The sequence below is a fragment of the Streptomyces sp. NPDC053541 genome, assembly GCF_044544705.1.
Classification (GTDB): domain Bacteria; phylum Actinomycetota; class Actinomycetes; order Streptomycetales; family Streptomycetaceae; genus Streptomyces.
On sequence record NZ_JBITXM010000003.1, the window covers coordinates 462,817 to 475,495 of the forward strand.

General features: G+C 71.8%; 9 protein-coding genes. 6 read left to right on the forward strand and 3 right to left on the reverse strand.

The window, feature by feature from the left end; all coding sequences use genetic code 11:
* Positions 1–15: 15 nt before the first annotated feature.
* Positions 16–2,187: a glycoside hydrolase family 9 protein gene (locus ACIGW2_RS09310; protein ID WP_391651959.1), complete on the reverse strand. Its 2,172-nt coding sequence runs from the start codon at positions 2,185–2,187 to the stop codon at positions 16–18.
* Between the two features lie 272 nt (positions 2,188–2,459).
* Positions 2,460–3,425, reverse strand: coding sequence for a glycoside hydrolase family 6 protein (locus tag ACIGW2_RS09315; RefSeq protein ID WP_399842351.1), 966 nt, complete (start codon positions 3,423–3,425; stop codon positions 2,460–2,462).
* A 299-nt stretch (positions 3,426–3,724) separates the two neighbouring features.
* Here ACIGW2_RS09315 and ACIGW2_RS09320 point away from each other — a divergent pair, with 299 nt between their 5' ends.
* The 6 genes from ACIGW2_RS09320 to ACIGW2_RS09345 all read left to right on the forward strand — a co-directional run bounded on the left by ACIGW2_RS09320 (position 3,725) and on the right by ACIGW2_RS09345 (position 10,947).
* On the forward strand, positions 3,725–4,738 hold the full coding sequence (locus tag ACIGW2_RS09320; RefSeq protein ID WP_399842354.1) for a LacI family DNA-binding transcriptional regulator: 1,014 nt from the start codon (positions 3,725–3,727) through the stop codon (positions 4,736–4,738).
* Between the two features lie 261 nt (positions 4,739–4,999).
* Positions 5,000–6,001 carry an ABC transporter substrate-binding protein gene (locus ACIGW2_RS09325; RefSeq protein ID WP_399842357.1) on the forward strand — a complete coding sequence of 334 codons (1,002 nt, stop codon included), beginning with the start codon at positions 5,000–5,002 and terminating at the stop codon, positions 5,999–6,001.
* Positions 6,002–6,063: 62 nt separating this feature from the next.
* Complete coding sequence (locus ACIGW2_RS09330; RefSeq protein WP_399842359.1) at positions 6,064–7,626, forward strand: sugar ABC transporter ATP-binding protein; 1,563 nt, start codon at positions 6,064–6,066, stop codon at positions 7,624–7,626.
* Complete coding sequence (locus ACIGW2_RS09335) at positions 7,623–8,738, forward strand: ABC transporter permease (protein WP_391651954.1); 1,116 nt, start codon at positions 7,623–7,625, stop codon at positions 8,736–8,738. Before ACIGW2_RS09330 ends, ACIGW2_RS09335 begins: the two co-directional genes overlap by 4 nt.
* Entirely contained in the window at positions 8,735–9,742 is a 1,008-nt protein-coding gene (gene yjfF / locus ACIGW2_RS09340; RefSeq protein ID WP_391651953.1) for a galactofuranose ABC transporter, permease protein YjfF, read from the forward strand. The genes ACIGW2_RS09335 and yjfF overlap by 4 nt, the downstream gene beginning before the upstream one ends.
* Before the next feature lie 134 nt (positions 9,743–9,876).
* The gene (locus ACIGW2_RS09345; RefSeq protein ID WP_391651952.1) at positions 9,877–10,947 is read left to right on the forward strand and encodes an aldose epimerase family protein; all 1,071 of its coding nucleotides are present in this window, start codon (positions 9,877–9,879) and stop codon (positions 10,945–10,947) included.
* A 107-nt stretch (positions 10,948–11,054) separates the two neighbouring features.
* Here ACIGW2_RS09345 and ACIGW2_RS09350 read toward each other — a convergent pair whose 3' ends face one another.
* Positions 11,055–12,506: an endo-1,4-beta-xylanase gene (locus ACIGW2_RS09350; protein ID WP_399842363.1), complete on the reverse strand. Its 1,452-nt coding sequence runs from the start codon at positions 12,504–12,506 to the stop codon at positions 11,055–11,057.
* Between the last annotated feature and the right edge of the window lie 173 nt (positions 12,507–12,679).

Here is a 12,679-nt window from a genome sequence, read left to right on the forward strand (position 1 = left end):
CGGCCCGGCCCTGGATCAGGCGCAGGCGCTTCCGTTCAGGGTGAAGCTCGTGGGCGCGGGGTTCGCTCCCGTGTGGGAGCCCTGGACCCCGAAGCCCACGGTCCCGCCGGGAGCGATGGACCGGTTCCAGTCGGCGTTGCGGGCGGTCACGGTGGTGCCGTTCTGGGTGACGGTCGCGTTCCAGGCGCTGGTCACGCGCTGGCCGCCCGGGTAGGTCCAGGCGAGCTGCCAGCCGTCCACGGCGCTCGTCCCGGTGTTCTTGACGGTGACGGTCGCGGTGAAGCCGGTGTTCCAGACGTTGTTCACCGTGTACGTCACCGCGCAGGCCGCCGCGGGCGGTTGCGGTTCGGTGCCGCCCGAGGACCGTTCGGCGGCGTACGCGGCGAGCCAGGCCAGCGGGGCGTTCCAGTTGACGGCGACCTCGTTCGTCGAGTACGAGCCGATGTCGTCGACGTAGCAGGCGGCGGGCGCGCAGCCGGCCAGCTTCTCCTGCGCCACCGGGTCCTGGAGCCCGCTGTTGGCGCCGCCGGCGAGCGAGCCCGCCGGCGGGTGGGGCAGCGAGGCGTCCAACTGGTGCGCCCAGAAGCGGTGGTGCTGGTTCTGGGCGGAGGTCTCGCCGTAGCCGGTCACGTACGACTGACCGAGGGCGTTGCGGCCGAGCAGGTAGTCCAGCGCCTCCAGGGCGCCGGCGCGGTAGCGGGCCTCGCCCGTGAGCTCACCGGCCACCGCCAGGACGATCGCGTTGTCGGCGATGTTGCCGTTGGAGCCCCAGAAGTAGCCGTCGGCCGGTGCCGGCACCGCGTAGCCCTGGGCGCCCATCCGGGCCAGCAGGGCGTCGGCGGCGGCGGTCACCGAGGCGCGGACGCGGGACACGTCGGTGGCCGGCAGCCCGGTGGGGACGGTGGCCAGGGTGAGCCGCCCGAGCGCGGCCGTGTCCGCCCAGCCGAAGCCGTACGGGCCGAGGGCGTCTGCGGAGGTGTGCCAGGGCGAGGAGGTGACCGCGTCCCGGTACGCGGCCTCGCCGGTCGCCGCGTACAGCTCGGCGGCCGCCCAGTAGAACTCGTCGGTGACCCGGTTGTCCTCGTAGGCTCCGCCGCCCGTGCTGTCCGAGGCCGGTGCGTACAGGGCGGGGTTGGCCTGCGCCGCGGCCCAGGCCCGGCGGGCGGCCGACAGGCACCGGTCGGCGTACGCGGAGTCGTACGGCCGGAACACCCGGGCGCACTGGGCGGCGGTCGCCGCGAGGTTGAGGGTGGCCGCCGTGGACGGGCGGTGCAGCTCGCGGGGCTGCGGGTCCTGGTCGGGGCGCAGCGGCATGCCGGTCCAGGCCGCGTCGTGGACCTTGTGGAAGGCCATGCCCGCGTACGGCCTGCCCTCGGGCACCTGCATGCGCATGAGGAAGTCCAGCTCCCAGCGGGCCTCGTCCAGGACGTCGGGGATGCCGTTGCCGCGCTCCGGGACCCGCAGCGTCGAGTCGCCGAGCGCGGCCTCCTTGCCCGCCCGCTTCGCCCGCTCGAAGGAGTTGACGACCAGCCAGGTCGAGATGCCGCCGTTCACCACGTACTTGCCGTGGTCTCCCGCGTCGTACCAGCCGCCCCTGACGTCCTGGGTGTGGTCGCAGACCGTGGCCTGGCAGGGCACGGCCACGTCGCCCGTGTTGGGCGCGACGCCGAGGTGTCCTGCGGGGCGTGCGTAGGCGGAGCCGACCAGCGAGGCGTCGATCGCGATGCCGCTGCGCTGGTGGTGGAAGAAGGCCATGGAGTCCGAGCGGAGGGTGTCGTAGAGGTCCGCGCGGATGTCGAAGGGAACGCTGTCGCTCCCGTCCACCGCGAGGACGAAGCCGGTGCCCGTTCCCCGGTACGCGGAGAAGTCGGCGACCTGGACGGACTGGCCGGAGGGGGTATCGGCCCCGTGCGGGGTGGTCGAGCCGGAGGCCACCACGGTCCCGGCGGCGTTCCGCAGCTGCCAGGTGAGCGCCTGCGTAACGGTGGTGACGACGGTGGCGCGCTTGGGACCGTCGGGCAGATAGCCGACCTGGTTGACGCGTATGCCGGTGGTGGCCGCGACGGCGGCGGGGGAGGCCGTGGCGGCGGGGGCGGCCGCGAGGCCGCCGAGGAGGAGCGCGCCCGTGAGGAGCGCGGCGGTAAGGCGCGGGGGGCGAGCGGCTAACGAGCTCGTGGTGGGGGGCATGTGCGGCTCCTGCGGATCTCGTGGGCGTCGGCGGGACGAACCGGGGGCGGCGCGCGAGCGGGTGGAGGGACGAGCTCCCGGAAGGCTCGACCCTGGGCGGTACGGCATCGCATGGGAGCGCTCCCATCGCCCGGAGGGTAGTGACGCCCGCCGTCCACCGTCAACGGTCGTGACGGCGGCGGTGGAAAACCGCGCCCGGCCCGCGTGCGCTCGGGAGGGACGCCTGTGGCCCGATCGCGCGGCGGCGGATTCCGGGCCACAGGAGTCGGACGTCAGTAGCCGTAGATCATCTTGTAGGCGACCTCCGGGAGGAACTGGCCGGCCGTGGAACCGGTTCCGACGCCGCAGTTGCCGTCGGACTCGCCCGGGGCCTTGACCCACAGCAGCATCTCGGCGCCGCCGCCCAGCCGGGTGGGCGTGCCGATGCGGCGGCCGGCCGCGTTGCACCACTCGCCGTTGGCGCCGTTGCCGTTGCGGCTGGTGTCGACGACGAACGGCTTGGTGTAGCCGTAGCGGGCGGCCAGTTCGCCGTTGACGGCGTTGCCGTAGGCGGTGTTCTGGGCGGTGGTGTAGTAGTTCGAGATGTTGAGGGAGAAGCCGTGCGCCTGCCGGAGCCCGGCCTCGTGGAGGCGCTGGGCCATCGTCGCCGCGCTGATCCAGCCGGGGTTGCCGGCGTCGAGGTAGACCCAGGTGTTGGGGGCCTGGCGGTTGAACTCGGCGACGGCGCCGCTGATCATGCCCTGGCGCTCGCGGATCTGGGTCTGGCTCAGGCAGCCGTAGTCCGCGAGGGAGTCGGGTTCGAGGAGGACGACGGCCGGGCGGTGGGCGACCCCGCCGGCGAACTGGGTGATCCAGGTCGCGTAGGCGGACGGTGACGAGGCTCCGCCGCCGGAGTGCCCGCCGCACGAGTCGCGGAGGTGGATGTTGTACGCGACCAGGACGGGCAGCTTGTCCGAGGCGTCCGCGGCCCCGACGTACGCGCCGGTCGCGGTGCCGATGGTGCCGCTCCAGGAGCCGAACCAGCGGGCCATGGGGGTGTTGGCGAGGTAGGTGTCGATGGCGGGCGTCCGGCCGTCACCCGGGTTGGCGGCGACCCACTTCTTCGCGCTCGAATTCGGGTCCACGTAGAACCCGCTGGTCATGGTGGTCGGATCCGCCGCGTGCGCGGACGGCGCGACGGCGAGCGCCAACGGCAGCGCGGCGAGGGCTGCGACGAGGGCGCGGATTCTGCGGCGCATGGCGGTACCTCGGTTTCCTGGTGGGGGGCGCCGCGCGCTCTCGTCCCGGGCGGGCGGCGCACTGAGGAAGTGCGGTGGTACGACGCACCCTCAGGCGTGGAAGCGCTCCCACTGGAAGCGATCCCCGTGCGCGCTTCGGCCGCCTTGAGGTGTGGCCGGTATCGTGTGACGCCTGGTGGGGCCTGTCAAGTGACCCTGGTCAACACGCACTTCACATGACGACGAGCAAGCTTTACAGTCCTGAAACCGGAAGCGCTTCCAGTTTTCCGGGCGTTCGGTCCGCGACAGAAAGGCCGAGCATGGCCGAAGACGCGCCGCGACGGCGGTCGACCCTCGACGAGGTGGCCGAACTGGCCGGAGTGTCGCGGTCGGTGGCCTCCCGCGTGCTCAACAACGCCCCGCACGTCAGCCGCGCCAAACGCGAGGCGGTCGAGCGGGCCGTCCACCGCCTCGGTTACGTTCCCCACCCGACCGCCCGCGCGCTGGCGACCCGCCGGACCGGTGCGGCCGCCCTGGTCGTCTCGGGGGAGGACCCGTCGATCTTCGCGGATCCCTTCTTCGCCCAGGTGATCGTGGGGGCCGCGGCGGCCCTGGAGGAGGCCGACCTGCACCTGATGCTGTGTCTGGCCGCCTCCGACCGGGGGCGCCGGCGCGTGGAGCGGCTGCTCCGCTCCAGGGGCGCCGACGGGGTGATGCTGATGGCGCTGCGCGAGGACGATCCGCTGGCCCGCGCGGCCGAGGAGGCGGAGATTCCCGTCGTGTTCGGCGGACGCCCGGTCGGTCTGGACCCGCGGTGGTACGTGGACGTCGACAACAGGGGAGGGGCGCGCGCGGCGACCGAGTACCTGATCTCGCGCGGCCGGACCCGGATCGCGACGATCTGCGGGCGGCTGGACACGGAGGTGGGCCGCGCCCGCTACCGCGGTTACCAGGACGCCATGCTGGCGGCGGGCCTCGCGCCGTGTCGACCGGAGGCCGGCGACTTCACCGAGTCGAGCGGAGCGGCCGCCATGGCCGCGCTGGCGGCGCGGCATCCGGACCTGGACGGCGTGTTCGCCGCCAACGACAACATGGGCGCGGGAGCCCTGCGCGCGTTGCGCGGGGCCGGCCGTCGCGTCCCCGCCGACGTCGCCGTGATCGGCTTCGACGACCTGCCCGCGGCCCGGGTCGCCGATCCGCCGCTGACCACGGTGCACCAGCCCGTCGAGGGCCTCGGGCGGGAGATGGCGCGCATGCTCGTCGCGCTCGTCGACGGACAGGAGCCGACCCCGCTGATCCTCCCCACGCGCCTGGTCGTCCGCGCCAGCGCCTGATCCCGGCTGGTGCGGGGCCGTCGCCGCGAACGCGGTCCGGGGTCTCTGCGTACGAGTGTTAACGCTCACAACTCTCAGGGGCACGGCCTCGCGCGGAGATGCTCCGGGCCTCCCGTGCCCCTCCATCGGCCCGCCGCTGCGTATCAAGAACGGGTAACGGCTGTGAGAACCCTTGAGAACAGCTCTGTTAGCGCTAACAATGTGAGCCATTCGCCAGCCGGCCGTTCGCCGGGGATGCACGTCCCGAGAGGAACCACGACCATGGCCCACAGAGCCCTCCGCATCATCGCCGCCGCCGCCCTGGCCGGCAGTGTGCTGACCGCCTGCACCACCGAGCCCGCGCCCACCGGCACCGCGGGCGGCCCCGGCAAGGGCTCCTCCGACGGCAAGCTGGTGCTCGGGTTCGCCCAGGTGGGAGCCGAGAGCGGCTGGCGCACCGCCAACACCAAGTCGGTGCGCGAGGCGGCCGAGAAGGCCGGCATCACGCTGAAGTTCTCCGACGCTCAGCAGAAGCAGGAGAACCAGATCAAGGCCATCCGCACCTTCATCCAGCAGAAGGTCGACGTCATCGCCTTCTCGCCGGTGGTGGAGTCCGGCTGGGACACCGTCCTGAAGGAGGCCAAGAACGCCGGCATCCCGGTGATCCTCACCGACCGCGCCGTCGACTCGCAGGACACCTCCCTCTACCGGACCTTCCTCGGCTCCGACTTCGTCAAGGAGGGCCAGGAGGCCGGCAAGTGGCTCGTGAAGGAGTACGAGGGAACCTCCGCCCCGGTCAACGTCGTCGAGCTCCAGGGCACCACCGGCTCCGCACCCGCCAACGACCGCAAGGCGGGCTTCGCCGAGGCCGTCAAGGGCGACCCCAAGTTCAGGATCGTCGCCTCCCAGACCGGGGACTTCACCCGGGCCAAGGGCAAGGAGGTCATGCAGGCCTTCCTCAAGTCCCACCAGGACATCGACGTCCTGTACGCCCACAACGACGACATGGCCCTCGGCGCCATCCAGGCCATCGAGGAGGCCGGCAAGAAGCCGGGCGTCGACATCAAGGTGATCTCCGTCGACGGCATCAAGGACGCCTTCGTCGCCATGCAGGAGAAGAAGATCAACGTGGTGGTCGAGTGCAACCCGCTCCTCGGCGACCAGCTCATGGACCTCGTCAAGAAGGTCGCGGCGGGACAGACCGTCCCGCAGCGGGTCGAGGTCAAGGAGGGCGTCTTCACCCAGGACCAGGCCGCGGCCGCCCTGCCGAGCCGCCAGTACTGACCGCCCGCCCGATCCGGGGGCGGCCCACGCGCCGCCCCCGGCCCCTCAGGAGAGGAGGGCGGATGGCAGCCCCACCCACCCCCCGCACACCCACCCGCACCGACCGGCCGGTCCTCCAGGCCCACGGCATCCGCAAGACGTTCCCCGGCGTCGTCGCCCTCGACGGCGTGGACCTGCGCCTCTTCCCGGGCGAGGTCCACGCGCTGATGGGGGAGAACGGCGCCGGCAAGTCGACCCTCATCAAGGTGCTCACCGGGGTCCACCCGCCCGACGCGGGAACGGTCTGCGTCGACGGCAACCCCCAGCGGTTCGCCGAACCCCTGGAAGCACAGCACGCCGGAATCAGCACGGTCTACCAGGAGGTGAACCTGTGCCCCAATCTCTCCGTCGCCGAGAACATCCTCATCGGCCGTGAACCCCGCCGCCTGGGCCTGATCCACTGGTCCGCCCTCCACGAACGGGCGGCACGGCTCATCACCGAGCTGGAACTCGACCTCGACGTCCGCCTGCCACTGCGCGCGCACTCCCTCGCCGTCCAGCAACTCGTCGCGATCGTCCGGGCCGTGGACGTCAAGGCGAAGGTCCTCGTCCTCGACGAGCCCACCTCCAGCCTCGACCGGGACGAGGTCGCCCAGCTGTTCGCCCTGGTGCGCCGGCTGCGCGACCGGGGCGTCGCGATCCTCTTCGTCACCCACTTCCTCGACCAGGTCTTCGACCTGTGCGACCGGGTGACCGTCCTGCGCAACGGACGCCTGGAGGGCGAGTACCGGATCGACGAACTGACCCCCGTCACCCTCGTCCACCGCATGGTCGGCAGCGAACTGAGCACCCTCGACGAACTGGCCGAGACCTCCCACACCGGCACCGCGGCCCTCCCCGAATCCGCGGACGCCCCCTTCCTGAGCGCCCGCGGGCTCGCCAGGACCGGCGCCATCCAGCCGTACGACCTGGACATCCACCGCGGCGAGGTGATCGGCCTGGCCGGGCTGCTCGGCTCCGGACGCACCGAGGCGGCCCGGCTGCTCTTCGGCGCCGACCACGCCGACGGCGGCGAGCTGCGGATCGACGGAGAGCGCGCCGTCCTGCGCTCGCCGCGCGCCGCGATCGCCCACAAGATCGCCTTCTGCTCGGAGAACCGCAGGGCGGAGGGCCTGATCGGCGAACTCACGGTCCGCGAGAACATCGTGCTCGCCCTGCAGGCCGCACGCGGCTGGACCCGACCCCTCTCCCGCGCCCGGCAGGACGAGATCGCCGCCCGGTGGACCGAGGTCCTCGACATCCGCCCGGGCGACCCCGAGGCCCAGGTCCGCAACCTCAGCGGAGGCAACCAGCAGAAGGTCCTGCTCGCGCGGTGGCTCATCACCGACCCCGAGCTGCTGATCCTGGACGAACCCACCCGGGGCATCGACATCGGCGCCAAGACGGAGATCCAGAAACTGGTCACCCGGCTGGCCGCGGACGGCACCGCCGTGCTCTACATCTCCGCCGAACTCGAGGAAGTGCTGCGGCTCAGCCACCGCGTGGGCGTCCTGCGCGATCACCGGCTCGTCGCCACCCTCACCAACGACCCGACCCTGACGCCCGACCGGATCCTGGGCACCATCGCCACCGGAGCCACCTCATGACACCACCTGACGACACCGGCGCCGGCGGACGCCCGGCCCGGGCCACCGGCGCCCGGCGGCTCACCGGACACCGCCTCTTCTGGCCCGCCGCCGTCCTGGCCGCCCTGCTGCTCGCCAACGTCGCGCTCACCCACGATTTCTTCGCCGTCCGCGTCCAGAACGGACACCTGTACGGCAGCCTGATCGACATCCTCCAGTTCGGCGCCCCGCTCGTCCTGGTGTCGCTCGGCATGACGCTGGTCATCGCGACCCGCGGCATCGACCTCTCGGTCGGCTCGACGGTGGCCATCGCCGGCGCGCTCGCGTGCGAGCACATCGCCACCGCGCAGGACCCGGCGAGCCTCGGCACCGTCCTGTCGGCGATCGCCGTGGCGCTCGGCGTCGCCGCCGTGATCGGCCTGCTGAACGGCCTCCTCGTCGCGCGACTCGGCGTCCAGCCCATCGTCGCCACACTGGTCCTCATGGTCGCGGGACGGGGCGTGGCCCAGCTGATCACCGACGGCCAGATCATCAGCGTGTCCAGCAGCGCCTACAAGATGATCGGCGGCGGCTACTGGCTCACCCTCCCCTTCGCCGTCCTGCTGGCCGCGGCCCTCGTCGCCGTGGCCTCGCTCGTCACCCGGCGCACCGCGCTCGGCATGCTCATCGAATCGGTGGGCGGCAATCCGGTCGCGAGCCGGCTCGTCGGCATCCGGGCGGCCGGCCTCCTGGTCACGGTCTACGTCGTCAGCGCCGTGTGCGCCGCGGTGGCCGGCCTGATGATCAGCTCCAACGTGTCCAGCGCCGACGGCAACAACGCCGGCCTCTGGATCGAGCTGGACGCGATCCTCGCCGTCGTCATCGGAGGCACCGCGCTGACCGGCGGCCGTTTCTCCCTCGGCGGGACGGTCCTGGGCGCCCTGATCATCCAGACCCTCTCGACCACCATCTACACCCTCGGCGTACCGCCGGAGACCACCCTCGTCTTCAAGGCCCTGGTCGTCATCGTCGTGTGTCTCGTCCAGTCGCCCGCGTTCCGCGCGCGACTCTCACGCCGTCGCCGCCCGGCCGCCCCGGCGACGGCCCCCGCGGCCGTCGACGCGGGAACCCGACGGCAGGAGGTCCACCCGTGAGCACCACCCTCAGCTCCCTCACCGGGCCGCTCCGGCGGCTCTCGGTACGCCACGCCGCCCATGTGCCGCTCATGGTGACGGCCACCCTGCTGGTCGCGATGTTCTCGATCGGCTCCGTGCAGTACGAAGGCTTCTTCTCCGCCCAGGTCCTGCTCAACGTCCTGATCGACAACGGCTTCCTGCTCGTCGTGGCGATCGGCATGACCTTCGTCGTCCTCACCGGCGGCATCGACCTCTCCGTCGGCTCCATGGTGGCCCTGTCGACGATGCTGACGGCCTGGCTCGTGGAGCGGAACGGCGTCCCGCTCGCCCTGGCGGTGCCGCTGGTCCTGCTGGTGGGAGCGGGCGGCGGCGCCCTCATGGGCTGGGTGATCCACACCTTCGAGATCCAGCCCTTCATCGTCACCCTCGCCGGCATGTTCCTCGCCCGCGGCCTGTGCTACATGATCAGCACCGAGTCCATCTCCGTCACCGACCCGACGACCACGCGGATCGCCCAGACCCGGGTGCTCCTGCCCGGCGGCCTGTTCGTCTCACCCGCCGTCGTCATCGCCCTGGTCGTGCTGGCGCTCGCCTTCGTCGTCCTGCACCACACCCGCTTCGGCCGCACCGTCTACGCCCTGGGCGGCAACGAGTCCTCCGCCCGGCTCATGGGCCTGCCCGTGGGACGCACCAAGGTCGCCGTGTACGCCGTGAGCGGTCTGTGCTCCGCCCTCGGCGGTCTGCTGCTGACCTTCTACATGCTGTCCGGCTACGCCCTGCACGCCGTCGGCATGGAACTCGACGCCATCGCGGCCGCCGTCATCGGAGGGACGCTGCTCACCGGAGGCTCCGGCTTCGTCCTGGGCACCGCGCTCGGCGTGACGGTCCTCGGCCTGATCCAGACCATCATCAGCTTCCAGGGCACGCTCAGCTCGTGGTGGACCCGCATCGTCATCGGCGGTCTGCTGTTCGTCTTCATCCTCCTCCAGCGGCTCTTCGGCGGATCCCGCCCGGCGCAATGACCTCCCGGCAGGAGGACCTCCGGCCCGATCCGAGAGGACACCCCCGGACCCCGCGCGTACGACCGCGCCCGGCAAGGGGGCAGGGACTCCCTGCCCCCTTGCCGGGCAGTACCCGACCTCGGACAAGGAACCCCATGACCCCGCCCTCCCGCCCTCCCCTCACCGGAGGCCCGCCGGTCTGCCACCCCGACACGGAGTCCGGGCAGCGATGGATCTTCGGCTTCCCCGACGGCCTCACGGCGGAGGTGCACACCCGCGGTGCCCGCCTCCACGCGCTGTGGGTGCCGGACCGGCACGGCAACCCCGCCGACGTCGTCCTCGCCCCCCGCGACCCGGCCCAGACGGCCACCGCCGCCCGGTACTTCGGCTCCACCGTCGGCCGCTACGCCAACCGCATCGCCCGGGGCCGGTTCTCCCTGGACGGCACGCCGTACCAGCTGACCACCCAGGAGGACGGCCACTGCCTGCACGGCGGAACCGACGGCTTCGACACCCGGCTCTGGGAAGCCGAAAGCGTGCACACCCCGGAGTGGACCGGTGTGCTCCTGCACCTCCGCAGCCCCGACGGCGACCAGGGATTCCCGGGAAACCTCGACGTCACCGTCAGCTGCCTGATCGGCCGCGACGACGAACTCGCCTTCTCCTACGCGGCGGTCACCGACGCGGCCACCCTCGTCAACCTGACCAACCACGCCTACTTCAACCTGGAGGGCGAGGGAACCGGCGACGTCCTCGACCACGAACTGGCCGTCGACGCCAGCCACTACACGCCCGTCGACGAGGCCCTGATCCCCGTCGGGGACCACCGCCCCGTGGCCGGCACCGCGTTCGACCTCCGCCGGCCGCTCCGGATCGCCGAGGCCCTGGCCCGCCCCGGCACGGACGGCGGGTACGACCACAACTTCGTCCTGAGTCCGCACGGCGACCGGACCCTCCGCCGGGCCGCGGTCCTCCACGCGCCGGCCACCGGCCGCCGCATGGAGGTGCTGACCACGGAGCCCGGCATCCAGGTCTACACCGCGGGCCAGTTCGACGGAACGGTCCTCGGCAAGAGCGGCACGCGCTACCGGGCGGGCGCCGGCATCGCGCTGGAGACCCAGCACTTCCCCGACTCCCCGAACCGCCCCGGTGATCCGTCCGCGGTGCTGCGCCCCGGCGAGGAGTACCGGTCGAGGACGGTCCTGCGGTTCGGCGCCGGCGGCTGACGGTGCGCGAATCCGTCGGCACGACCCTGATCCGCCCGACCGCACCGAGGAGGGGAGCCAGGATCGTCCTGGCTCCCCTCCATGGTGCGGGTGTCACTGCCGGCAGGTCAGGTGCGGGTCCAGCGCTGGTTGTCGCCGCCCCAGCAGGAGTAGAGCTGGATCAGCGTGCCGTTGGAGGTGCCGGCGGCGGCCGCGTCGAGGCAGAGGCCGGACTGGACGCCGACGATGGTGCCGTCGGAGTTGAGCCGCCACTTCTGGTTGTCGCCGCCCCAGCAGCTGTAGATCTGCACCTTGGCACCGTTGGCGGTGCCGGCGGCGTCCAGGCACTTGTCGCCGTAGACCCGGAGCTCACCCGACGCGGTGGGCGTCCACTGCTGGTTGGTGCGGCCGTTGCAGTCCCACAGCTGGACCTGGGTGCCGTCCGCGGTGCTGCTGCCCGGCACGTCCAGGCAACGGCCCGAGGGGACTCCCTTGATCGCACCGGAACCCGGGGTCGGCGTCGGAGTGGGGGTGGGGGAGGGGCCCGGGGAAGCGGAGTTGAGGGCGTTGAGGACGGCCGTGTAGGCGGGCTTCTTGCTGCCGTCGCCGTTGAACAGCAGCGGCGTCTGGTCCGCCCGCCAGGAGTCGGTGTCGCGCACGCCCCAGACGGTGATGCCCAGGCAGCGCGGGACGGCCAGGCAGTCGTTCGTCACGGCGGCGTAGGTCGTGGGCGAGGCGCCCTGGATGTCGAGCTCGGTGATGGCCACGTCGACGCCGAGGGCGGCGAAACTCTGCAGCGTGGTGCGGTAGTTGCTGTTGTACGCGCTCTCGTTGTTGAAGTGCGACTGGAACCCGACGCAGTCGATCGGCACGCCGCGCTGCTTGAAGTCCTTGACCATGTTGTACACGGCCTGGGTCTTGGCCCACGTCCAGTTGTCGGTGTTGTAGTCGTTGTAGCAGAGCTTGGCGGCCGGGTCGGCGGCGCGCGCGGTGCGGAAGGCGACCTCGATCCAGTCGTTGCCGGTGCGCTGCAGGTTGGAGTCGCGCCGGGCGCCCGAAGTGCCGTCCGCGAAGGCCTCGTTGACGACGTCCCACTGGGCGATCTTGCCCTTGTAGTGGCCCATCACGCCGTTGATGTGGTTGATCATCGCCTGGCGCAGCGCGCTGCCGCTGAGGTTCTGCATCCAGGCGGGCTGCTGGGAGTGCCAGGCGAGGGTGTGCCCGCGCACCTTCTTGCCGTTCTGCACCGCCCAGTTGTAGACGCGGTCGCCAGCGGTGAAGTTGAACTGGCCCTGCTGCGGTTCGGTGGCGTCGATCTTCATCTCGTTCTCGGCCGTCACCATGGTGAACTCGCGGTTCGCGATGGTCGTGTACGTCGAGTCGCCGAGCCGGCCCGAGGCGATGGCGGTGCCGAAGTAGCGGCCGCTCTGCGCCGCCGCGCTGCCGAGCGTGCTCTCGGCGGCGTGCGAGGCCGGCGCCGCGAGCACGGTGGCGGCGCCGAGGGCGCCGACGATCAGCGCCGCCCCCAGGCCGCCTGCTTTCCGGCGGACGGTGGACGGTGGAGTGGAATGGGAACGCATGTGAGGACCTCCAGGACGGAAATCACGGATGGGCGAGAACGTGGCGGAAAGAAGCCGCGACGACGAAGTCCGCGCCGGGAAAAAGGCTGCGGATCGTCAGGTGAATTGATGCGAGGCGGGTTCCGTGACATACGGGCAAAGGATTGCCGGCGCCTCGTTCATCAGTGTGGAAA